Origin of the sequence: Thermomonas paludicola, from assembly GCF_024498955.1 — a bacterium.
GTDB lineage: Bacteria > Pseudomonadota > Gammaproteobacteria > Xanthomonadales > Xanthomonadaceae > Thermomonas > Thermomonas paludicola.
Map to the genome: position 1 here is coordinate 1,557,931 of NZ_CP093311.1, position 23,086 is coordinate 1,581,016.

At 67.3% G+C, this 23,086-nt stretch carries 13 protein-coding genes and 1 pseudogene; 3 read left to right on the plus strand and 11 right to left on the minus strand.

All coding sequences use genetic code 11. The annotated features are described in order from the left end of the window. Window positions 1-21: 21 nt before the first annotated feature. The 11 genes from LIW09_RS07235 to LIW09_RS07285 all read right to left on the minus strand — a co-directional run bounded on the left by LIW09_RS07235 (window position 22) and on the right by LIW09_RS07285 (window position 19,305). A complete protein-coding gene (locus LIW09_RS07235) occupies window positions 22-4,977 on the minus strand; it encodes an alpha-2-macroglobulin family protein (RefSeq protein ID WP_425507873.1) in 4,956 nt (1,651 codons plus the stop codon). A 103-nt stretch (window positions 4,978-5,080) separates the two neighbouring features. After that, window positions 5,081-6,184: an HDOD domain-containing protein gene (locus LIW09_RS07240; RefSeq protein ID WP_256644982.1), complete on the minus strand. Its 1,104-nt coding sequence runs from the start codon at window positions 6,182-6,184 to the stop codon at window positions 5,081-5,083. A 51-nt stretch (window positions 6,185-6,235) separates the two neighbouring features. Further along, window positions 6,236-8,800 carry a DNA gyrase subunit A gene (gene gyrA, locus LIW09_RS07245; protein ID WP_256644983.1) on the minus strand — a complete coding sequence of 855 codons (2,565 nt, stop codon included), beginning with the start codon at window positions 8,798-8,800 and terminating at the stop codon, window positions 6,236-6,238. A 193-nt stretch (window positions 8,801-8,993) separates the two neighbouring features. Further along, window positions 8,994-10,058, minus strand: coding sequence for an S-methyl-5-thioribose-1-phosphate isomerase (gene mtnA / locus LIW09_RS07250; RefSeq protein ID WP_256644984.1), 1,065 nt, complete (start codon window positions 10,056-10,058; stop codon window positions 8,994-8,996). A gap of 93 nt (window positions 10,059-10,151) precedes the next feature. Then, complete coding sequence (locus LIW09_RS07255) at window positions 10,152-10,691, minus strand: DUF3011 domain-containing protein (protein WP_256644985.1); 540 nt, start codon at window positions 10,689-10,691, stop codon at window positions 10,152-10,154. Window positions 10,692-10,822: 131 nt separating this feature from the next. Further along, a complete protein-coding gene (gene epmA, locus LIW09_RS07260; RefSeq protein ID WP_256644986.1) occupies window positions 10,823-11,794 on the minus strand; it encodes an EF-P lysine aminoacylase EpmA in 972 nt (323 codons plus the stop codon). Between the two features lie 142 nt (window positions 11,795-11,936). Then, on the minus strand, window positions 11,937-14,276 hold the full coding sequence (ligA, locus tag LIW09_RS07265; protein WP_256644987.1) for an NAD-dependent DNA ligase LigA: 2,340 nt from the start codon (window positions 14,274-14,276) through the stop codon (window positions 11,937-11,939). Window positions 14,277-14,336: 60 nt separating this feature from the next. After that, window positions 14,337-15,053: a cell division protein ZipA gene (gene zipA / locus LIW09_RS07270; protein WP_256644988.1), complete on the minus strand. Its 717-nt coding sequence runs from the start codon at window positions 15,051-15,053 to the stop codon at window positions 14,337-14,339. Between the two features lie 12 nt (window positions 15,054-15,065). Continuing rightward, complete coding sequence (gene smc / locus LIW09_RS07275) at window positions 15,066-18,569, minus strand: chromosome segregation protein SMC (protein WP_256644989.1); 3,504 nt, start codon at window positions 18,567-18,569, stop codon at window positions 15,066-15,068. Between the two features lie 128 nt (window positions 18,570-18,697). Continuing rightward, window positions 18,698-19,009 (minus strand): BolA family protein, encoded by a 312-nt coding sequence (locus LIW09_RS07280; protein WP_256644990.1) that lies wholly within the window; start codon window positions 19,007-19,009, stop codon window positions 18,698-18,700. Further along, window positions 19,006-19,305, minus strand: coding sequence for a YciI family protein (locus tag LIW09_RS07285; protein WP_256644991.1), 300 nt, complete (start codon window positions 19,303-19,305; stop codon window positions 19,006-19,008). Before LIW09_RS07285 ends, LIW09_RS07280 begins: the two co-directional genes overlap by 4 nt. A gap of 294 nt (window positions 19,306-19,599) precedes the next feature. Here LIW09_RS07285 and LIW09_RS07290 point away from each other — a divergent pair, with 294 nt between their 5' ends. From LIW09_RS07290 to LIW09_RS07300, 3 genes and pseudogenes are all read left to right on the plus strand, one after another. Next, a complete protein-coding gene (locus LIW09_RS07290; RefSeq protein WP_256644992.1) occupies window positions 19,600-20,514 on the plus strand; it encodes a segregation and condensation protein A in 915 nt (304 codons plus the stop codon). 130 nt (window positions 20,515-20,644) lie between these two features. Further along, a pseudogene (gene scpB, locus LIW09_RS07295) lies at window positions 20,645-21,193 on the plus strand (SMC-Scp complex subunit ScpB); the annotation flags it as partial. A gap of 170 nt (window positions 21,194-21,363) precedes the next feature. Beyond that, window positions 21,364-23,013: a pseudouridine synthase gene (locus LIW09_RS07300; RefSeq protein ID WP_256644993.1), complete on the plus strand. Its 1,650-nt coding sequence runs from the start codon at window positions 21,364-21,366 to the stop codon at window positions 23,011-23,013. The last annotated feature ends 73 nt before the right edge of the window (window positions 23,014-23,086 follow it).

Sequence of the window (23,086 nt, forward strand, 5' to 3'; positions counted from 1 at the left end):
TTCCCCTGTCCAAGGCATCGCTCACGGCTGCACCACCGTGATGCTGGCTGGCACCGCGCGACCCACGCCACGCAGGTCCGGCCGATACATGTCCTCCACCAGCGGCGGCGGCACGGTGTAAACCCCCGGCGTCACTGCGCGCACCAGGTAGAACACGTGCGCGGTGTCGCCGGCGTCCAGCTTGAGCGCGGCCACGTACCGGTCTTCGCGGAACTCTTCGTGGAGAACGCTGGCCGCATCCGAACGCTCATCGATGTTGATCCCATCCACCACCACATCGGCCCACTGCCTGGCATCGCCAAGATTGAAGTTCTCGATTTCCAGGCCCGCCGGCAACAGATCGGTCAGCAGGGCGTCAGGCATGTTGCGGTCGGCAGTGATCGCCACCCGCACGATCAGCGCTTCGCCCTCCTTCAGCGGGCGCGGCGTCCACGGCTTGCCGTCGACTCCGTACAGGGTACGCTCGACCTTGATCACGCGTTGATCCGGGGCCGGTGCGCGACGCGGTACGCCGGCCACGTCCAGGCTGGCGTAAAACGGCGGTTCGCCCCGTGGCAGGAAGCGCAGCCCCCTGGCCAGATCGGCGTAATCGACCTCGCGGGCAAAGCTGCGGGCCGCTGCAATCGCTTCCTCTTTGCCAGCCACGGAAAGCGTGCCGGCGACCTGCTTCTTCTGACTCACCAGCAGCACCTTGCCCAGCCGCGCCAGCGCGATCTGCTCCTGGGTGCTCAGCCAGAACCACGGCGAAGCACGGCGCCGCGCATCCAGCTCGCGGCCCAGCTCGATCACCTGCGCGTCATACGCCGGCTTGGCATAGCCGCGCTCATGGGTCATCGCGATCATCAACGCCTTGTCGCGCAGCGGCGTGCCGTAGTCGCCCAGCCACCCCTGGCGATCGCCAGTGAATGCAAAGCCTGCGGCGATGGCTTTCTCGCCACGCGCCTTGTCGCCCTGCATCGCCAACGCCAGGCCCAGCTGCACCAGCGGGAGCCCCTTCAGCGCTTGCTTGCGGTCGTTGTCGTACAGCGCTCGCAGGGTTCCCAGCGGCGCGCGGTTGACCCGCGCCAGCACATAGCCGGCATAGGCCTGATAGGCGAATTTCAGGTACTGGCGATGGTCGCGGCCGTAGAACTCGCTGCCACCCGCCAGCAGGTCCTCGTTGAGGCGTTGCAGCGCATTCTGCAGCATCGCGTCCGGAACGGCAAAGCCGGCCTGGCGTGCGTCCAGCAGGAACTCGACGATGTACGGGGTCAGCAGCGGATCGACATTGTCGTCATCCCCCCACATCGAAAAATGGCCGCTGCCGACCTGCATCGATGCCAGCCGTCCAAATGCACCTTCCATGCGCGCACGGCGCTTGCCGGCATCCAAGCCTTGCACGCCGAAGCGCTGCGCGGTGTCCGCGTCCAGTTCCAGTGCGGCGTAGCCCTTGCTGGTGGTCTGCTCGGCGCAGCCATAGGGATAGTCCAGCGCGCCCTTCAGCGCAGCGCCGAACGGCAGCGGCGGCAACGCACTGACCAGCATGCGCGCACGCACCGAGCCGGGCATCAAGCCATCGGCCAGGGTTGCGTCCATGCGGACGGCCTCACCTGCCGCCAGGACTTCGCTGCGCGAGCGCAGCACCGACGGCCATGCCGGCCGCACCGGCAAATCGTATTTCCGATCCACCTTGGCGCCATTGCCATCGACGCGCACCCGCACCTGCGCCACGCCGAATCCTTCCTGTGCGGCCAGCGGAAAACTGACGGTCGTCTTGGCCTCGGACCCCAGCTTGAGCGAGCGCCCGCCATCGCCAATCGAGGCTGGCCCGATGCCGCTCACCTGCAGTTTGAATTCACCCGCCTTGCCGGTGTAGTTGGTGATGTCCAAGGTCACCGTGCCGCGGTCGCCCGGCGCCATCGCCCGCGGCATGCTGGCTTCGGCCACGATGGGCGCGCGCACCACCACCTCGGCATCGCGATTGCCGTATTGCGCATCCGAATACACCAGCGCCGACACCCGCAGCGTGCCGTTGAAATCCGGCACGTTCAGCGCGATCCGCGCAATGCCCTTGGCATCCAGCTGGACCGGCCCGGAGAACAGATCCACCGTTTGCACCCGCGCGGTCGGCCGGCGCGCCTGCGGCAACGCGGCCAGCGCCATGTCGCCGCCAAACCGCAGTTTCGCCAAGCCTCCTTCGAAACTCTCGATCACGCGGCCATAAATGTCATAGGCGTCCACCCCAAGCCGGCGCTGCGCGAAGAAGTGCGCATTGGCATCCGGCACCGGGAAGCCGGTGATGTTGAGGATGCCCACATCCACGGCCGAGACCGTGGCAAAGGCCTGCTTGCCCGCCAGCTGTGGCGCACTGACCGTGACCTGCAGCGGCAGCTCCGGGCGAACCTGCTTCTTCACCGAAAGCCCCACCGCCACGCGACGCGCCTGGCGATCCATCGGCACGAACACCTCGCCCACCGCCCGCGCCGGGGTGATCTTGCTGGCCGCACTGCCGCCGCGGAATACCAGCGCGGTGATGTACACGTCGTGGCGTTCCCACTCCGCCGTCACCGGAATTTCAACCACCGTGCCGGCCTTCACATCGACCGACTGCAGGAACAGCATGCGGTCGCTTTCCACCATCACCAGTCCCTTGCCAGCGTGCGGTGGGGTCAGCGTGACTTTCAGCTTGTCGCCGGTGCGGTAACCGGCTTTGTCCAGCGCCAGCTTGACCTTGTCGGGACGTGCATCCAACCCGCGATTCTCGTCGCCCCAGCCCCAGCCCGCGTGGAACGGATAGCGCATGGTCAGGCGCGTGGCGGGGTCGAACACTTCCAGCCGGTAGTCGCCCCATTCCACCGGCATGTCGATGCGCGCCGCAGTGGCGCCCGCATCGACCGTGCGCGTCTCCACGGTCTTGTAGCGCCGGGTGAAATCGTAGCTCCAGCCGCTGCTGCTGTCGTGGGTCCAGTGGTAGTCGCGCAGTTCGCGCACCAGCGCAACCTTCAATCCTTTTGCCGGGATGGGCTGACCGTTGCGGCCAAAGCGCATCAGCTCGAAGCCCGCATTGCCATTGGCATTGGCGCCGTCGGTATCGTCGAACAGCGGACGCACGCCCACCAGCGCATCGGCCGGCCACAGGGTGCGGGCAACGCTGCGGTTGATGCTGCGCCCGCCCGTTTCGAACAGACTGCCGGACACGATGGCCTGCACGGGCGTGTCGCCTTTCACCTCGTCGGGCAGCGCGATGTCTTCCCGAAGCTCGCCACGTGCATCCAGGGTGGCATCCACCACATCCTTCGCGTCCTTCGGCAGCGCCACGGTGGGGTCGCCGAAGAACCAGCCTTTCAGCTGTTCCAGCGGGTGCTGGTCCACTTTCACCGCCAGCTTCGCGGTGAAGCGATTGCCGGATGCCGGCGCGCCGTACAGGTAGGCGCCCTTGGCATGCAGCGCGAACGGCTGGCCGCGACGCAGGATCGGCGCCGCGCTGTCCAGGTCCAGCTTCATGCGCTCGGGCAGGAATTCCTCGATGCGCAGGCTCATGCCCTGCACCGCTTCCTGGCTGGCCGGATCGGTACGGAACTCCACCTGCCAGCGCCCGGTGGGCGCTTCGACGGGAATGGCTTTTTCGAAGTGGAAGTAACCCTGCGCGCCGGGCTCGATGCGCGACTCCACGAACGTCTTGCCGTCCGGCTGCTTCAGCCGCACGAACAACGACTGGCTCTTGCCGTTCCTTGCCGCCACCGGCTTGCCATCAAAATCGCGCAGCAGTGCGGACACCCGCACGGTTTCACCGGGACGGTAGAGGTCACGCCCGGCCCAGGCGAACACATCGAACCAGGCCTGTTCGCGTCCATCCACGGCAAATTCGGACAGATCCAGCGCCGGCTGGTTGAACGGCAACATCGACATGTCCTTGCCGTGCAGCGCCGTCAGCACATGTGCCGCGTCCAGGGTGTAATTGAGCAGCGCGTTGCCGTTGCTGTCGGTCTGGCCCTTGAACACCGGCTCGCCGCGCGCGTCCAGCACCTTCAATTCCACGCCAGCGATGCCGTCGCCGTCGGCCAGCGATGCCGTGTGGACAAAGAGCTTGTCCTTGTAGGCGCGCACGTGCAGGCCGATGTCGCTGACGCTGAAGAAGGCGACATCGAACTCACCCTTGAAGGTGCCGGTCTTCTTCATCACCGCGAAATACAGCCCCGGCTTCTGCAGCTCGGCGATGCTCTGGATCGGCAGGTAGTTCAACACGCGCTCATTGCGTTCGCCGCCCAATACGAAGCGGTTCACGTACACCGGTTCTGCCAGTTTTGAAATCGGCGACCTGCTGTCCTCGTCGTCCGGGTCGTACCAGGACGGGTCGAGCTCCCAGTTGCTGCGGCTGCCGCCCCGCTGGTATTCGGAAAAGAACTGCGGCAGCGCGGCGTCGCGCACGCGCAGGAACTCGACATCCACCTCATCCACGTTCACCGACACCACCGGCAATCCGCGCGATTCCCTTGCCGGAATCACGCTGCCTTGCGATGCAAACCCCACGGCCGGGTCCAGCTCGCCGGTGTACACCTTCAATTCGACCTCGCGGCCCAGCTTGCTGCCGTCGGCGGCGGTCAACTCACCGGAGAGCTTGACGGTGTAATGCTTGTCGGCTTCCACATAGGGAAAGCGCAGGGTCTTGCCGTCATCCGACAGCGTCCACCCGCTCTGCCCGTCGCCCTTGGCGTCGATGACCAGCAGTTTGTCGAAATCCTGCGTGCCCACCAAAGGGCGCGAGAATTCGACCGCGACCGCCAGCCCTTCCGAGCGCTGGTCGGGCCAGGCGCGCACCACGGCGAAGCCCTTCACGGTCTCGCGCTGGGCGTGAATCGCTTCGCCGCCTGCCGTTGGCAACTGCCCATCCGTATTGCGCTTGCAGGCGGGAAGCCCGACGGCCAGCAACAGGACCAGACTCAGCGCAAGCAGGGTGCGCAGCGAAGAAACGCGAGCAAACGTCATGGCGGTATCCATCCCGGGCAGTCCGCCGCGAGTATAGGCCGCGCCACGCCGCGATGGCGGCGGCATAGGCGCGGCGCACCGTGCAATCGCGCAACCCGTTCCCGCGCAGGTTCGCTCAGGGATTCAGCCGTGACCAGGACGCGACCAGCGCGTCCTGGACCGCATGCGCGCCTGCCCACGCCGACAACTGCAGCAGGCAGTCATCGCGTTCCATCGCCCCCTGGCGGTACAACATCGCCAGCGCCGCCGCCACGCGCCCGGCGCAAAGCGCACGCCCCAGGGCATCAGCGGGCATCGCGTCCAGCTGCTGCGCGTCCAGCGCGGCGCCGATGCGTTCGGACATCTCCCACGACGCCGCGATGCTGCGCGCCACCGGCGCAGAGTACGCGTCCAGCACGCGGGCAACCGTGCGGGGGTCGGGCCGCAGTTGCGGATGCAGGGCGTAGCTGTCACGCAGCGCCTGCGCGACCAGGATGGCGCCCAGGCCGTGCAGCAGCCCCAGCAGCTGCGCGGAGAATGCATCGTCCTTGCGATGCGCGCCCCGGACCAGCCCCGATGCAAAGTCCGCCGCCAGGCGCGTGTGCTCCCAGATCAACACGGGAAGTTGCCCGAATGCCGAGTCCCCGGTCTGCATGACCGGCTGCACCAGTGCTGCCGCAACAACCGGGCGCAGCCCGTCCAGGCCCAGCAACGACGCCGCCCGCATCAGGCTTTCCACGGGTTCCTTCTGGGTCCGGTAATAGGGGCTATTGGCGATTCTCAGCAGATTGGCAGACAGCACCGGGTCTTCCGCGATGACGCCGGTGATGCGCTCCAGCGACGCCTCCGGATCGTTGATCGCGCGCATCAGCTTCGGCAACAACTGCGGCCGCCGCGGCATGTGCCGGGCGTGGAACTCCGATCGCTCCAGCAAATTGGCGCATGCATTGGCAACGTCCGCATGCCGGGCCATCTCTGCCGTGGAAGGCTCGGCGCCTGCCGCCGTCCCGGCGAACGGCAGGGCATGCAGACGGAAAAGCAGTTCGCGGCCATCCGCAATGACCGCGACGGCATTGTCGACTTGCAGCGCCGGCCCAACCTGCGGCGGCAATGGCGCTGCACCGCTTGCTGTTGAAGCGGGCGCCTGCGAACTGCGCCCAGCGCGCCGCTTCAGCGCCAGCGCCGCCACGACCGACAGGGCAGGCACGCCGGCCGCAAGCATCCATCCCAACGCGCCCATTCAACCCCTGCCGATGTCAGTCCCTGTCACCCATCTTGCCACCGTGGGCACCTAGTCGGCGCCGCCAGTGCCCTCGCCTTCCGCATCGTCCAGCGACGCGTCCAGGCGCTCGATCGCCTGCAACTTCTCATCGGCCGCCAGCCGCATCAGGGTCACGCCCTGGGTATTGCGGCCGACCTGGGCGATCTCGGCGGCGCGGGTGCGCACCAAGGTGCCGCCATCGGAAATCAGCAATACGTCGTGGCTTTCGGTCAACTGGATCGCGCCCACCAATGCGCCGTTGCGTTCGCTGGTCTTCAGCGCGATCACGCCCTGGGTGCCGCGCCCCTTCTTCGGGAAGTCGTCCACCGGGGTGCGCTTGCCGAAGCCGCGTTCGCTGGCGGTCAGGATGTCGCCGTCGCCGTCCTGCACGATCAGGCTGACCACATGCTCGCCATCCGCCAGCTTCATGCCACGCACGCCGGTGGCGGTGCGACCCATCGGGCGCACGCTGTCGCCGGCAAAGCGAACGGCCTTGCCATTGCTGGCGAACAGCAGGATGTCGCGGGTGCCATCGGACAACTCCGCATTGACCAACGCATCGCCCTCGGCCAGGTTGATCGCGATCTTGCCGCGCGCCAGGCGGAATGCATATTCGGTCAGCGGGGTCTTCTTCACCGTGCCATTGCGGGTGGCAAAGAACACGAACTTGCCGTCTTCATACTCGCGCACCGGCTGCACCGCCTGTACCTTCTCGCCCTGCTCCAGCGGAATCCAGTTGACGATGGGGCGGCCGCGCGCATTCGGCCCGGCCTCCGGAATCTGGTATACCGGCAGCCAGAACACGCGGCCATGACTGGTGAAGGTCAGCAACGTGTCGTGCGTATTGACCAGCCACAGCTGGTCGATGAAATCCTCGTCCTTGGTGGAAGCCGCGTTGCGCCCCTTGCCGCCGCGGCGCTGCGCACGGTAGGCGGTGGCCGGCTGGCGCTTGGCATAGCCGGCGTGCGACAGCGTCACCACCACGTCTTCCGGTGCGATCAGGTCGAGGATGTCCAGGTCTTCCTCGGAGGCGCGGATCTCGCTGCGGCGCTCGTCGTTGAACGCGGCCTTGACGTCGTGCAACTCCGTGCGGATCACGTCCAACAGGACATCCGGGTGTTCGAGGATGCGGATCAGGCCCGCGATTTCCTCCAGCAGCTGGCGATATTCCTCGGTCAGCTTCTCCTGCTCCAGCCCGGTCAGGCGATGCAGGCGCATTTCCAGGATCTGCTGGGCCTGCGTTTCGGTCAGCTGGTAGCCATCGGCCAGCAGGCCGACGCCTGCCGGCAGGTCTTCCGGGCGTGATGCCTCGGCACCGGTGGCCGCCAGCAGCGCGCCGACCAGGCCGGGCTGCCAGCAGCGCGCCAGCATGCGTTCCTTGGCGACCTGCGGATTTTCCGAGGTCTTGATCAGCTCGATCATCGCGTCGATGTTGGCCAACGCAACGGTGAGGCCTTCGAGGATGTGCGCGCGGCTGCGCGCCTTGCGCAGTTCGAAGATGGTGCGCCGGGTCACCACCTCGCGCCGATGGCGGACGAACGCCTGCAGGATCTGCTTGAGGTTCAGCAGCTGCGGGCGGCCATCGACCAGCGCCACCATGTTGATGCCGAACACCGACTCCATCTGGGTCTGCGAGTAAAGATTGTTCAGCACCACGTCGGCGGATTCGCCGCGCTTGATCTCGATGTAGATGCGCATGCCGTCCTTGTCGGACTCGTCGCGCAGCTCGCTGATGCCTTCGAGCTTCTTTTCCTTGACCAGCTCGGCGATCTTCTCGATCAGCCGCGCCTTGTTCACCTGGTACGGGATCTCGGTGACGATGATCGACTCGCGGCCATTGTCGGCCACTTCGATGTCGGCCTTGGCGCGCATCCGCACGCGGCCCTTGCCGGTGCGGTAGGCCAGATGGATGCCGCCCACGCCGTTGATGATGCCGGCAGTGGGGAAATCCGGCCCGGGGATGTATTCCATCAACCCATCGATGTCGATGTCCGGATCATTGATCAGGGCGATGGTGGCATCCACCACCTCGCCCAGGTTGTGCGGCGGGATGTTGGTGGCCATGCCCACGGCAATGCCGGCCGAGCCGTTGATCAGGAGGTTGGGCACCCGGGTCGGCATGACCGTGGGCTCCAGCTCCTTCTCGTCGTAGTTGGGCTGGAAATCGACGGTTTCCTTTTCGATGTCGGCCATCAGCTCGTGGCTGAGCCGCGACATCCGCGCCTCGGTGTAGCGCATCGCCGCCGGACTGTCGCCGTCGATCGAGCCGAAGTTGCCCTGCCCATCCACCAGCATGTAGCGCAGCGAGAACGGCTGCGCCATGCGCACCAACGTGTCGTACACCGCGCTGTCGCCGTGCGGATGGTATTTGCCGATCACGTCACCCACGATGCGCGCCGACTTGTAATACGGCTTGTTGCTGTGCGCGCCCAGTTCGGTCATCGCGAACAGCACGCGCCGATGGACGGGTTTCAGGCCATCCCGCACGTCGGGAAGCGCGCGACCCACGATCACGCTCATCGCGTAATCAAGGTAGCTGCGACGCATCTCGTCTTCCAGCTTGACGGGGATGATTTCCTTGGCGAGATCGGCCATCGTGCGTCCGTTTCGTAGCGTGGTGTTCGGCCCGCGCGCAGGCTGCGGAAACGTGTTCCGCAAGCGCGTTTGGCGGGAATTTCAACAACGGGAAATCATACCATCCAAGGGCATCGAAAGCACCCTTAGATGCCCGCTGGATCAAGGGCTTGCGATATGTTCGCGACAGGCGCGCGCGATCAATGCAAACGCGTCATTGCGCCGCGAACAACGCCCGCATCTTGTCGGCGCCTGGCTGCAGCACCACGCCCTTCTCGGTCACGATGGCGTCGATGAGCGCGTGCGGGGTCACGTCGAACACCGGGTTCCAGGCGCGCACGCCCTCCGCCACCACGCGCTTGCCACGGAACGCCAACAGTTCCGCAGGGTCGCGCTGTTCGATTTCAATCGCATCGCCGGCGGCGGTGGCCATGTCAACCGTGGACGACGGCGCCACCACCATGAATTTGACACCGTGATGCCTGGCTGCGATGGCGAGCTGGTAGGTGCCGATCTTGTTGGCGGTGTCGCCGTTGGCGCAAATGCGGTCTGCGCCCACCACGATCCACTGCACCTGCCCAGTTTTCATCAGGTGGGCGGCGGCGGAATCCACGATGAGCGTGGCGTCGATTCCATCCTGGCTCAGCTCCCATGCCGTCAGGCGTGCGCCCTGGTTCCACGGCCGGGTTTCGGTGGCAAACACACGCCCGATACGCTGCTCGGCCACCCCGGCGCGAATCACTCCCAGCGCGGTGCCGAAACCGGCGGTGGCCAACGAGCCGGTATTGCAGTGGGTGAGCACGCCGCTGCCGGGCTCGATCAGCGCCGCACCGGCGCGGCCCATGGCGCGGTTGGCGGCCAGATCCTCGGTCTCGATCGCGCGCGCCTCGCGTTCCAGCGCCTCGCACCAGTCCGCGCCGCTGCGCGCCAGCACGCCGCGCATGCGCGCCAGCGCCCAGGCCAGGTTGACGGCAGTCGGCCGCGCGGCATGCAAGCGCTGTATTGCCGGCTCCAGCCGCCGCAGCGCTTCAGCCGAATCGTTGGTTTCCAGGCCACGCCCAGCCAGCACCACGCCCCAGGCAGCGGCAATGCCGATCGCCGGCGCGCCGCGCACGACCAGCGCGCGGATGGCGTCGGCCACTTCCTCGCTGCTGCGGCAAGCTTCGTGAACCAGGGTAAATGGCAGGACGCGCTGATCCAGCAGTTCCAGCGCCTCGCCCGTCCAGCGGATGGGGCGAACATGGTCGTAGCGGTCGTACACAAAATCGGCTTCGGTCATGCGCACATTAAACCATGACCATCATCACGCTTCGCCCACATGGCCGGTGCAATGCGCGCACCGGCCATGTCGCAGGTGATGCAACCGCCTCGCTCAGAAGCTGCGGAACTCCGCCCGGCAGCCGCGCGCCACCCAGATGCCGTAGCGCCCATATCCCCAACTGCGGCCTTCGATGCAGGGGGCATTGGAAAGCTGGCGGATCAGGCGCACGCCGGCCCGGGTATTGGCCGCGCATTCGGTGTAACGGCCACCGTTGGACTCGCAGACAAACGAGCGACCGCCAATGCCGTGATCATTCCAGCCGCCGTTGCCCCAGCCGCCGTTGCCTCGACCGCCATGATCCCAACCGCCGTGGCGGCGAACGGAAATGAACTCTGCGCGGCACCCCTGCGCCACCCAAACGCCGCGACGGCTCTGGCCCCAGCTGCGGCCTTCGATGCAGGGCGAACGCGACAATTGGCGCAGCAACTGCAAGCGCCCACCGTCGGTGGCGCATTCGCGGCTGCGCCCATCAATGGATTCACAGCGCACCACGTCGCCGCGATAGCCATTGGGGCCGTAATTCTGGGCGGCCGCTGGCACGGCAGCGGATGCGGCAAGCACGGTGGCGGCAACAGCAATCAGGGTGCGCATGATCCAATTCCTCCTTCCTTCGGCCCGGCATGGGCGCGATCCTCAGCCTCGAATGTAGGCATCGCGCATTAACGGCAGGCAAAAATGCGGGGCGTCCCCAACCACCGGACATTACGCATTCAGTTTCACGTTCAGGAATGCGCGGAGTCGAACGCCAGCACGTCGGCGATCTTCTCCGTGCCCAGCAGCGCCATCAGCAGGCGATCCACGCCAACCGCCACGCCTGCGCAGGCCGGCAGGCCGTGTTCCAGCGCCGCCAACAGCGCGCCATCCACCGGAATCGCCGGCAGCCCGCGCTGTGCGCGCATGGTGGCGTCGCGCTCGAAGCGCGCACACTGTTCCGCCGAATCGCACAGTTCGTGGTAGCCGTTGGCGATTTCCAGCGGGCCGAGATACAGCTCGAAGCGCTCGGCCACCGGCGGATCGCCCTCGCGGATGCGCGCCAGCGCCGCCTGCGACGCCGGCCAGTCATGCACCGCCAGCAGCATGTCGGCGCCGAACAGGGGCTGCAGACGATGGGTCATCAGCAAATCCAGCCAGTCGTCTCGGGTCAGGCCGTCGGGATCGATCGCCACCTCGCCCAGCGCGTTGCGCAGGGTCTCGATGCCGGCGGTCAGCGGATCGAGTTGCAAGCGCTGCCAATACAGATCGCGGAACGTGGTGACCACCGGTGCGACGTCGCGCCCCACCAGCGCCAGCGCGGCGCGCACCAGCTCGACGGTCTCGTGGAGCAGGCGCAGGTGATCCCAGCCGACGCGGTACCACTCCAGCATGGTGAACTCGGGGTTGTGCCGGCCACCGGCCTCGCCGTCGCGGAATACGCGGCCCAGCTCGTAGCAGTCGCCGACGCCCGCCGCCAGCAGGCGCTTCAGCGCGAACTCGGGGGACGTGCGCAGCCAGCGCGTGCGCGGCGCGCCGTCGGTGCGCCCGGAAAACTCCAGTGCGAACGAGGCGATGTTCGGCTCGGTGTTGCCGGCCAGCGACAGCGCCGGGGTTTCGACTTCCAGTACGTTTCGGGCGTGGAAGAACTCCCGGACAAGGCGGTTGAAGCGGGCGCGCAGGCGGAGGGCGTCGAGCGTGGCGGTGGGTTGCCAATCCGTCATGGCCTGTCCCACTCGCTCTGGCAATGCTCTAGCCCGTCATTCCCGCGAAGGCGGGGCTCCAGTCCTCGATGCAATTCCAGAAAAGCAAAATCCGGAATTCCGCCTTCGCGGGGTTGACGGGCAAGAGCGGACACAAGAGCAGTCATGCGTGTTGCGCCAGAAACGCCAGCAGCTTTGCCTCGTCCCAAACTTCGACGCCCAATTCCTCGGCCTTGGCCAGCTTGGAACCCGCCTCTTCACCGGCAACCACCAGCGACGTTTTCTTCGACACGCTGCCCGCCACCTTCGCACCCAGCGCCTCCAGCCTGGCGCCCGCCACATCCCGCGACATCGACGACAAGCTGCCGGTCAGCACCACGGTCTTTCCGGACAGTGGGCCAGCCACCGCGTCTGCGCGTTCCGGCAACAACGCACGCACCTGCTGCTGCGCCTGCGCGCTGCGCAGCAGCAGGGCGGCATTGGCATCCTCTTCCAACCACGCTACCAACGCACTGGACGTGTCGGCGGGCAGGCCGGCAGTCACCAGGGTGTGCGCGGGTGCGTGCAGCAGCATTTGCGCGTCGGCGAACGCACTGCCCAGCTGCGCTGCACGCAGCGGGGTGATTTTGGGGATGTCCAGGTCCGCCAGCAGGGTGGCGAGATCCAGCACGTCCGCCAGTTCCGGATTGGGCGCGCGGGTGTCACCGATGCGCACGCCGCGCGCCAGCAGGCGGTCGATCACCTGCTGGTTGCCGGGCTGGTCGAGGAAATGGCCCAGCGCGCGCGCCACTTCGCCGCCGATGTCGGGCACCCGCTTGAACAGCGGCCACGGCAAATGGCGGATCAGCGCCAGATCACCGAACCACAGCGCCAACGCCCTGGCCGTGCTCTCGCCCACGTGCTGGATGCCGAGCGCGTAGAGGAAACGCGACAGCGTGGTGTCGCGACTGTGGTCGATGGCCTCGATCAGGTTGTCGGCCCATTTTGTTGCCACTTTCCCGGCCTTGACCGTCTCCGGCGTGATGCCTTCGCACTCGTCCGCGCGGCGCTTCATCGCCAGCAAATCCTCCAGCGTCAGCCGATAAAGATCGGACACGTCCTCCAGTTCGCCGAACTCGACCAGCGACTCGATGTAACGCTCACCCAGGCCATCGATGTCCATCGCCCGGCGGCTGGCGAAATGGAACACCGACTGCACGCGCTGCGCCGGACAGCTCAGTTCGCCCGAGCAGCGCCATACCGCCGCGCCTTCCTCGCGCACCAGTTCCGCACCGCACACCGGGCAATGGCGCGGCATCGACCACGGCACGGCTCCGGCAGGCCGCTGTTCCAGCATCACCTGCACCACTTCGGGAATCACGTCACCGGCACGGCGCACGATCACCGTGTCGCCGTTGCGCACGTCCAGCCGGGCGACGTGGTCGGCGTTGTGCAAGGTGGCGCGGCTGACGGTCACGCCGCCCACCAGTACCGGCTGCATCAAGGCCCAGGGCGTGACCGCGCCCGTGCGGCCCACGTTGACCTCGATGGAATCCACCACCGTGGCCTGCTCCTGCGCCGGGAACTTGTGCGCGATGGCCCAGCGCGGCGCGCGTGCGACGAAGCCCATCTCGCGCTGGCCGGCGTAGTCGTCGAGCTTGTACACGACGCCATCGATATCGAACGCCAGGCCATCGCGCGCGTCACCGATGCGCCGGTAATACGCCAGCAGTCCATCGACGCCCACTACCACCGTCGCCAGGTCGCTGACCGGCAGGCCCCATTCGCGAAGTTTCGCAAGCGTTGCCGAATGCGTGTCCGGCAACGCGCCGCCTTCCACCAACCCGATGCCGTAAGCGTAGAAACTCAGCGGCCGTTGCGCGGTCAGCTGCGGATCGATCTGGCGCAGCGAGCCGGCCGCGCCGTTGCGCGGATTGGCCAGCACCTTGCCGCCGTGCAGGCGGGCATGGGCATTCCAGCGCTCGAAGTCGGCGCGGGCCATGTACACCTCGCCGCGCACCTCCAGCACCTGCGGCCAATCGCTGCCCTGCAGCGTCTCCGGAATGACGGCGATGGTGCGCAGGTTGGCAGTGACATCCTCGCCGGTGGCGCCATCGCCACGGGTGGCGCCCTGCACGAACACGCCGCCCTCGTAGCGCAGGCTGATGGCGAGGCCGTCAAGCTTCGGCTCGGCGGAAAACGCCAGCACGTCACGCGCCAGCCGCTCGCTGATGCGGCGCACGAAATCACCCACTTCCTCGTCACTGAACGCATTGCCCAGCGACAGCATCGGCAGCGCGTGCGCCACTTGCGGAAAGCGGCCCGACGGCGCCGAGCCGACCCGCCGCGTTGGCGAATCGGCCTCGGCCAGCTGCGGATGCGCGCGCTCCAGCGCCTCCAGTTCGCGCACCAGGGCGTCGTACTGCGCATCGGTGATCTCGGGCGCGTCCAGCGCGTGATAGCGCTGGTTGGCATCTTCAATCTGGCGCCGCAGGTCGGCGATGCGGGTGGCAATATCAATCATCGGCCCATTGTCGCCTGCGCGTCGCGCCACCCCAAGCCCTCCCGTCGGGAGGGCGCCCACTTACCAGCGCGCGCCCTTGCCAAGGGGCGCCACCGTGGCCTGCCGATCGTAGCTGCGCAATTCCTCGCGAATGTGCTGGATGCGCTGGCGGCCCAGCGCGTTGCGTTCTTCGTCGAGCACCACGCCGTCCAACAGGCTCGCCATTCGCTGCGCGGCAGGCTCCATGGTTTCCCACGCATCCAGCGCCGGAATCGGCGCAGGCAGGGTCAGGAAAAAGGCGATCGCCGGCGTTTCGAGCTCGCCGATGCGGGCCATGTCGAAACTGCCGGGCTTGATGATGTTGGCCACGCTGAAAATCGGCCCGACCTCGGGCCGTCCATCCACCAGGCGATGGAACACGCCCATGTAGCCAAAGGCCAGACCGGCTTTTTCGGCGGCCACCACGATATCGGTGCCGCGCAGGACGCAGCCGGACTTGGCCGCCACATACAGGGCGATGATGCGGTCGAACTGCTCCACCGGCCGCCTGCCCAGTTCATCCTGCGACACGCCTGTGCCCAGCGGCAGTTCGTCCTGGGTGGCGTTGTCATCATTCCAGTCGCTGCCTGCCGGCTCGCCCATGCCCGGCGCCTGCCGCGTCGCGGCATCGCGGGCCGCCTCGCGCGGCACGCGTCGACCTTGTCCGCCAGTGCGGCTGCGACCGAAGAAAATGATGGCGCCCAGCAACAACGACATCGCCACGGCGATGCCAATGCGCAACAGGGTCATGTCAGACATCGGCAAATCTCCTCAAGCGGCGCCGGCCAGGCGCGCCGCCTCGGCCAGGTCCACGGACACCAGGCGACTGACGCCCGGCTCGCGCATGGTGACGCCAGAAAGCTGTTGCGCGGCCTCCATGGTCGCCTTGTTGTGGGTGACGAACAGGAACTGTACCTGCTCGCTCATCTCGCTGACCATCGCGGTGAAGCGGCCGACGTTGGCTTCGTCCAACGGCGCGTCCACCTCGTCGAGCAGGCAGAACGGCGCGGGATTGAGGCGGAAGATGGCAAACACCAGCGCCACCGCCGTCATCGCCTTCTCGCCGCCCGACAACAGCGTGATGTTGGACACCCGCTTGCCGGGCGGACGCGCCATGATCGTCACGCCGGTGTCCAGCATGTCCTCGCCGGTCAATTCCAGATAGGCGTGGCCACCGCCGAACAGGCGCGGGTACAACTCCTGCACGCCGGCGTTGACGCGGTCGAAGGTGTCCTTGAAGCGCCCGCGGGTTTCGCGGTCGATCTTGCGAATCGCCTCCTCCAGGGTGTCCAGCGCGGCGGCAAGGTCGGCATCCTGCGCGTCCAGGTAGTCCTTGCGCTGCGCGGCCTCGGCATGCTCGGCGATGGCGGCCAGGTTGACCGGCTCCAGCCGGCGCAGCTTGCCATCCAGCTCCGCGACGGACTTTTCCCATTCGCCGCGGTCGGCATCGTCGGCCATCGTGTTCAGCACTTCGTCCATGACGAAGCCCGCTTCCACCACCGCCGCGGCGAACTGCTCGGCCTTCAGCGCCAACGCCTGCTGGTCCAACCGCCGCTGGCCGATGGCCTCGCGCTGCTGCAGCGCCTGCGCGTCGCGCTGCTGCCGCACCTGCTCGAACTGGCGCAACTCGGCGTCGATGCCTTCCAGCAGCGAGCGCGCCTGCGCCAGCTCGCGATCCACCCGCACGCGTTCGGCCAGCGCCGCCTGATGCTCGGCCTCCAGCGCCTGCACGGGCGCATCGCCATCGGCCAATTGCGCTGCCAGGTCTCCCAGCCGCGAATCCAGTTGCCCGCGCTGCCCGCCCATGCGCTCCAACGCCTGCGCCAGCGCCACCACCTGCACGCGCTGCGATTCCAGCGTCAGCGCAAGGGCATGCGCGGCATCGCGCGATTCGCGGGCCGCATTGCGTGCAGCGTCGCGCGCCTCGATCAACTGCCGGCGCTGGCTTTCCAGCGCCTGGCGGTCGGACTCCAGGTCACCCATCCGTCCCAGTGCATCCTCGATCCGGATGCGCGCCTCGCCGGCCTGATCCTGATTGGCCTGCAGCGCGCCTGCGATCTGCTCCAGTTCCGCATCGATGCGCTCGATCCGGCTGCGCGCAGACTCCAGCCGGCCACGCTGGCTCTGCAGCTGCCCGGCCAGTTCGGACACGCCGCGATGGGCCAGGTAAAGCGAGCGCTGCGCGTCTTCGCGTTGCTGTTCCGCGGCCAGCAACTGATCGCGCAGCTGGGTCAGCCGCGCTTCCAGTTCGCATTCACGGGTCACCAGTGTTTCGATCTCTTCGCGCAGCGACTGGATGTCTTTTTCACGCAGCAGCGCACCCTGCCGGGCCGCACCCGAGCGCGCGATGCGCACCCAGCCAGCTCCCAGGCGCTCGCCGTTGCGGGTGATGACCGACTCGCCCTCGCCCAGCTGCGCCTGCAGCGCGCGCGCGTCGGACAGGGTCTCGGCGGCATGCAGGTGCGCCAGCAGGCGGCGGATTGCGCGCGGCCCCTGCACCTTCGCCGCCAGCGATGTCGGCGCGAACGTGTCCTCGGCGATGGCCGACGACACCAGCGCCAGCCGCCCTTCGCCCAGCTCGCCCAGCGCATCCACCAGCTGCTCGGGTGCATCCACGATGACCGCTTCGATCAGCTGGCCAAGCGCGGCTTCCACCGCGTTTTCCCAGCCGCTTTCGACGTGCAGCCGCTCGCCCACGCGGGCGGCGCTGTTCAACCCCTGCGCGGCCAGCCATTGCGTGGCCGCGCCCTGCTCCTGGCCCAGCGCTGCGTGCTGCAACGTTTCCAGCGACGCCAGGCGGCCGCGCGCCGACTGCGCCTGCTTGCGCACATCGGCCAGGTCGGACTGGGTGCTGCGTTGTTGCTCCTGTATGTCGCTGCTGGCCTGGCGGCGCGCCTCCACCTGCCCGGTCAGTTGTTCCAGCGATTCCTTCCGGGTTTCATGCTGGATTTGCAGCTGCTCGAACGCATCGGCCAGCGTGTCCAGATCCAGCCCGGCGCGCTCGGCGCGCAGCTGTTGGCGGCGGCGGTCGGCGTCCAGAATCTGCCTGTCCAGCTGCTCGATGCGGGTGCGCTCCACCTCACCCGCACGCGCGGCTTCGGCCTGCGCGCGGCCATGCGTCTCCCAGCGCGCCTGCCAGTCGGCCAAACGCGTTTCCGCATCGCGCAGCGCATCCTGCCGCTGCAGATCCTCCTCCTGCAGCAGCTCGAGCCTGGGCCCGGCCTCGGCGACCGCCTCGCGCAGCTGATCCAGTTTCTGCTGGTCGCCACTGATGTGATGGCCCAGCTCGGCCAAGGCCGCACTTGCCTCGTCGCGCGCGCGCTGCAGGCGCACCGACAGCTCGCGCTGGTGCGCGATTTGCTGCTCCACGCGTGCCAGCGTGCCGCCTACCTGATAGACCGCCGCCTGCGCGACGTTCAACCCCTCGCTCGCGGCTTCGCGGCGCTCGCGGCCGGTTTCCAGCTCGCTTTCGGCATGGCGCTGTTCCGCGATCAGCTGCTCCAGCCGGGTTTCCTCGCGCGCCAGCTTTTCACGATGCCCCTGCAGGCGCACGTCCAGCGTGCGGAACTCCAGCGCCTTCCACTGCGCATCCTTGATCCGGCGCTCGGCCTGGATGGCCTGGTACTGCTCGGCCTGGCGCGCCTGCCGCTTGAGGTGCTCCAACTGCTTGCCGACTTCCTCGCGCAGGTCGGTCAGGCGTTCCAGGTTTTCCCGCGTGTGGCGAATGCGGGTTTCGGTTTCCTTGCGGCGCTCCTTGTACTTGGAGATGCCGGCGGCCTCCTCCAGATAGACCCGCAGTTCTTCCGGGCGCGCCTCGATCACCTGCGAGATCATTCCCTGCTCGATGATCGAGTAGCTGCGCGGGCCCAGCCCGGTGCCCAGGAACAGGTCGGTGATGTCGCGCCTGCGGCATTTGCCGCCGTTGAGGTAGTAGTTGCTCTGGCCGTCACGGCTGACCGTGCGCTTGACCGATATCTCGTTGAACGCCGCGAATTCGCCGGTGATGGTGTGGTCGCTGTTGTCGAACACCAGCTCCACCGACGCCTGCGACACCGGTTTGCGCGCCGAGCTGCCGGAGAAGATCACGTCGGTCAGCGAGTCGCCGCGCAGGCGGCTGGCCGCGCTTTCGCCCATCACCCAGCGGATCGCGTCGATGATGTTGGATTTGCCGCAGCCGTTCGGCCCGACCACGCCGGTCATGTTGGTCGGCAGGTGCAGCGTGGTCGGATCGACGAACGACTTGAAGCCGGACAGCTTGATGGTGGACAGGCGCATGCGCGTCGAAGGGCCTTGGCGGCGCAGGCGCACCGCTCGATTGATCTGGGGTTGATATCCTCTAAATCATTGTTTTGTCTAGAGGAATTGCATTGGCAACGCGTTGCCGACCGTGAGTATAGCGGCCCTCAGGCCGGCTCGCCGGGCGCGCGGGCATGGATCGCCAGCGCATGGATGTCGGTCTGCATCATGTCGCCCAGGGCGGCGTACACCAGCCGATGGCGGGCCAATGGCAGCTTGCCCACGAACGCCCCGCTTTCGATCTCGACGCTGAAATGCCCCTGCCCGTGGCGGCTGCCGGCATGGCCGGCATGACGATGGCTGTCGTCGCGAATGTCCAGCGCGGTTGGCGCCAGCGCCTCGACGATGCGGGCACGCATGCGCGCCACCCGCGCGGGGTTCAGTCGCGGAATATCGGCCTCGGTCCAGCCAGCGCTCATGGCAGCACCTTGCGAAACGGCCGCACCTCGACCCGCGCATACACGCCGGCTGCGCAATACGGGTCGGCATCGGCCCAGGCCCTGGCGGCGTCCAGCGACTCGAATTCGGCAACCACCAGGCTTCCGGTGAAACCGGCCGGCCCCGGATCTTCGGCATCGATGGCCGGGCACGGCCCCGCCAGCAGCAGCCGCCCTTCATCGCGCAGCGCGTGCAGCCGCGCCAGATGGTCGGCGCGCGCGGCCTTGCGCCGCTCCAGCACATCGCTGCCGTCGTAACCCTCGATCGCATACCACATGCCGGTTGGTCTCCATGAACGGTTGTCGGCATTGTAGTGGCCGGCAGTGGACAGCTTGCATATGAATGCGTAGGCTAGGGAAATTGCCTTTGGCCCGGTTCTTCGGCCCTGCGCGACATCCGGCTCCTGCCGCACCGCGCACCCCAACCCGGCCCATGCCGCCACCCGCATCGACGCAGCCAGCAGCACGGCTTCGCTCCTCCGGCTTGGTGGATGCAGCACCACGCAAGCATCATGCCCGGCCGCGTGCGGCCATGCGAGACACAGGTGTGGCCCGGAGGGGGCCGCCATTCGATGACATCCGAAACCAGCGTTGCCCCTGCGGCCGACGCCCACGCCCAAAATCCGGACGCTCGCCCGCACCAGCAGGAAATCCCGCTGGCGACGGTGCTTGGCCAGCCGGTGCTGGAAATTCCCAAAGACCTGTACATCCCGCCGGATGCACTGGAAGTCATCCTCGACGCCTTCGAAGGCCCGCTGGATCTGCTGCTGTACCTGATTCGCCGGCAAAACCTGGACATCCTCGACATCCCGGTGGCGGAAATCACCCGCCAGTACGTCGATTACATCCAGTCCATGCACGCGCTGCGCTTCGAGCTGGCCGCCGAATATCTGGTGATGGCCGCGATCCTGGCCGAAATCAAGTCGCGCATGCTGCTGCCGCGACCGCCTCGGGAAGAGGGCATGGAAGAAGACCCGCGCGCCGACCTGGTTCGCCGACTGCAGGAATACGAACGCTACAAGAAGGCTGCCGAAGACCTGGATGCCCTGCCGCGGCAGGAGCGCGACACGTCGCTGGCCTGCGCGTTCGTGCCCGATCACGCCGTGCTGCGGCAGCCGCCGCCAGTGGAACTGCGCGAGATGCTGCTGGCACTGCACGACGTATTCAAGCGCGCCGAGCTGTTTACCCAGCATGCGATCAAGCGCGACGCACTGAGCGTTCGCCAGCGCATGGGCGAACTGCTGGAACGCTTGTCCGGCGGCGCCTTCCACCGCTTCGAGTCGTTGTTCACGCCTGAGGAAGGCAAGCTTGGCGTGGTGGTCACCTTCCTTGGCCTGCTGACGTTGGCCAAGGAGCAGCTGGTCGACATCGTGCAGGAGGCACCGCTGGCACCCATTTACGTGAAGTCACTGACCTCGGGCGAAGACGCGCCGGCAGTGGACGCGCTTTCCAGCGAGTTCGATGACGATGGCGGGGCAACGGAATGATTGCTCCTGATCGTCATTCCCGCGAAGGCGGGAATCCAGCTCCGTTGATTCAGGCAGGAGCCGAAAATCCGGATTCCCGCTTTCGCGGAAATGACGGGCCAAAGAACCAAGGCAACCGCACATGACCGAGATCGATCAACCCCTCGTCACCCGCATCGTGGAAGCGGCGTTGCTGGCATCCAGCCAGCCACTGACCCTGGTCCAGCTGAAAGGGCTGTTCCCGCTGGACGAACCGGTGCCCGACAACAGCGTGGAGTCCGCGCTGCTGGAACTGCAGGCGGGCTGCGAGCAGCGCGGCGTGGCGCTGGTCGAAGTGGCCAGCGGCTGGCGCTTCCAGGTCAAGGCCGATGTCCACCCGTGGGTGGCCAGGCTGTGGACCGAACGCCAGACCCGATACACGCGCGCCACGCTGGAAACCCTGGCGCTGATTGCCTACCGCCAGCCGATCACCCGTGGCGAAATCGAGCAGATCCGCGGCGTCACCGTGAACAGCAGCATCATCAAGGCGCTGGAAGAGCGCGACTGGATTCGCGTGGTCGGCCATCGCGACGTGCCCGGCAAGCCCGAATTGCTGGCCACCACCAAGACCTTCCTGGACTATTTCGGCCTGAAACGTCTGGACGAACTGCCGCCGCTGTCCGAACTACGCGACATCGGCGAACTGGAACCACAGCTGCCGTTCGAGCCTGCGATCCCGGCCGGCGCAGAAACGGGGTCAGGGCCGGTTTCTGATCCGGTGGAACCCGATGTCGATATTGCTGCGCAAGAAACTGACTCTGATCCCGTTTCAGACCCCGATTCACCCACCACTGGAGACGACGCCACCGTGGCATCGTCGGAGCAACTCTGATGAGCAATGAACACCCCACCCGCCGCCCGCTGACCCTGAAGCAGAAGGCTGCGCCGGCAAACGAAGCACCGCGCATCGAAGAGCGCCTGCACAAGGTGCTGGCGCAGGCCGGACTGGGCTCTCGCCGCGCGCTGGAACAGCGCATCGCGGAAGGCCAGATCAAGGTCAACGGCGAGCCTGCCATTACCGGCATGAGCATCAGCGGCGGCGACAAGATCGAACTGGACGGCAAGACCTTCGTCGCCAGCGCACTGACCGACCCGTCGCGTGTCCTGATGTACAACAAGCCGGAAGGCGAAGTGACCACCCGCGAAGATCCCGAGGGCCGGCCCACCATCTTCGAGGCGCTGCCCAAGTTGAAGGGCGCGCGCTGGATCACCATCGGCCGCCTCGACATCAACACCACCGGCCTGCTGCTGCTCACCACCGACGGCGAACTGGCCAACGGCATGATGCATCCCAGCTTCGAAGTCGAACGCGAATACGTCTGCCGCGTGCGCGCTCCCGAAGGCGAGGACACCGTGTCCGACAAGATCGTTGACCGCCTTGCCCGCGGCGTGGCGCTGGACGATGGCCCGGCCAAGTTCGACGAAATCGAACGTATCGGCGGCACCGACTCGCACGACTGGTTCCGCGTGCTGCTGAAGGAAGGTCGCAATCGCGAAGTGCGTCGGCTGTGGGAGTCGCAGGGCTGCCAGGTCTCGCGCCTGAAGCGCATTCGCTATGGCCTGGCGAAGCTGCCGCAGCCGCTGCTGCGCGGGCACTCCCAGGAGATGACCCAAGCCGAGGTCGATGCCTTGCGCAAAGCCGTGGGCCTGGAAGACGGCACGCCGTCTGCGCTCACCTTGATGCCGGTCCTCGGCCAGCGCAAGGCCAGCAAGACGGTGGTGGCCGGCAACGCGCGCAGCCAGGGCTATGTGGGCGGCCACAACACCGCCGATGAAGGCCGCGAGCTGCGCCGCTTCGACAACGTGCGCGAAGACCGCGGCCGCCGTGGCGCGCCCCGCAAGCCGCACGGCGGGCTGACCGTCAGCGGCGAGACAGCGGCCAAGCAGGCCAACAATCGATTCAAGGTAAAAGGGCCGCGACCACTGGGCCAGCACATGAAGCCGGGCGAGCAGCGCGGTGACAATCCTGCGGCCATGCGCACCTGGTTCGTGCCCGATGGCGTGGACACGGGTCCCAGCGGCCACCGCAATCCCGATGGCGCGCGCGGCCCGCGCAAGCCTTACGGCAGCAAACCCGGCGCCGGTCGTCCTGGTGCGCGTGGCCCCGGTGGCTCAGGCCCCGGCGGACGTCCGGGCGGTTCGCGCCCTTACGGCGAACGTGGCCCCGGCGGCGGCGCGGGCGAGCGTGGACCGCGCCGCGAAGGCGGCTTCGGTGCAGGCGATGCGCGCCCACAGCGCACGCCCAAGCCGTATGGGCATCCGGGCAATGCGCCGCATTTCCCCTCCGACCATGCACATGGCGGCGGCTTCAATCCGTATGGGGCAAGCGCCGACAACCGCAGCCCGCGTGGCCCACGCCCCGCTGGCGGCAATCGGCCCGGCAACGGCCCCAAGCCTGGCGGCAATCGACCCGGCAACGGCCCACGCGGCCCGCGCCCGGCCGGCGGCAATCGCGGCCCGCGCGGCCCCGGCGGTCGCTGATTCGCCGACACGACAAGGGCACCGCACGGTGCCCTTGTCGTTGGCGCGCCAGCCGGCCACGCGCCCGCACTCA

Excerpts from the sequence above, each read along its gene's own strand:
- LIW09_RS07255 (WP_256644985.1), bottom strand. The coding sequence starts at position 10,691 with ATGCGCACCCTGATTGCTGTTGCCGCCACCGTGCTTGCCGCATCCGCT.
- epmA (WP_256644986.1), bottom strand. The coding sequence starts at position 11,794 with ATGACGGATTGGCAACCCACCGCCACGCTCGACGCCCTCCGCCTGCGC.
- LIW09_RS07240 (WP_256644982.1), bottom strand. The coding sequence starts at position 6,184 with ATGGGCGCGTTGGGATGGATGCTTGCGGCCGGCGTGCCTGCCCTGTCG.
- LIW09_RS07290 (WP_256644992.1), top strand. The coding sequence starts at position 19,600 with ATGACATCCGAAACCAGCGTTGCCCCTGCGGCCGACGCCCACGCCCAA.
- LIW09_RS07280 (WP_256644990.1), bottom strand. The coding sequence starts at position 19,009 with ATGAGCGCTGGCTGGACCGAGGCCGATATTCCGCGACTGAACCCCGCG.
- LIW09_RS07285 (WP_256644991.1), bottom strand. The coding sequence starts at position 19,305 with ATGTGGTATGCGATCGAGGGTTACGACGGCAGCGATGTGCTGGAGCGG.
- LIW09_RS07300 (WP_256644993.1), top strand. The coding sequence starts at position 21,364 with ATGAGCAATGAACACCCCACCCGCCGCCCGCTGACCCTGAAGCAGAAG.
- zipA (WP_256644988.1), bottom strand. The coding sequence starts at position 15,053 with ATGTCTGACATGACCCTGTTGCGCATTGGCATCGCCGTGGCGATGTCG.
- ligA (WP_256644987.1), bottom strand. The coding sequence starts at position 14,276 with ATGATTGATATTGCCACCCGCATCGCCGACCTGCGGCGCCAGATTGAA.
- gyrA (WP_256644983.1), bottom strand. The coding sequence starts at position 8,800 with ATGGCCGATCTCGCCAAGGAAATCATCCCCGTCAAGCTGGAAGACGAG.
- LIW09_RS07235 (WP_425507873.1), bottom strand. The coding sequence starts at position 4,977 with ATGGATACCGCCATGACGTTTGCTCGCGTTTCTTCGCTGCGCACCCTG.
- smc (WP_256644989.1), bottom strand. The coding sequence starts at position 18,569 with ATGCGCCTGTCCACCATCAAGCTGTCCGGCTTCAAGTCGTTCGTCGAT.
- mtnA (WP_256644984.1), bottom strand. The coding sequence starts at position 10,058 with ATGACCGAAGCCGATTTTGTGTACGACCGCTACGACCATGTTCGCCCC.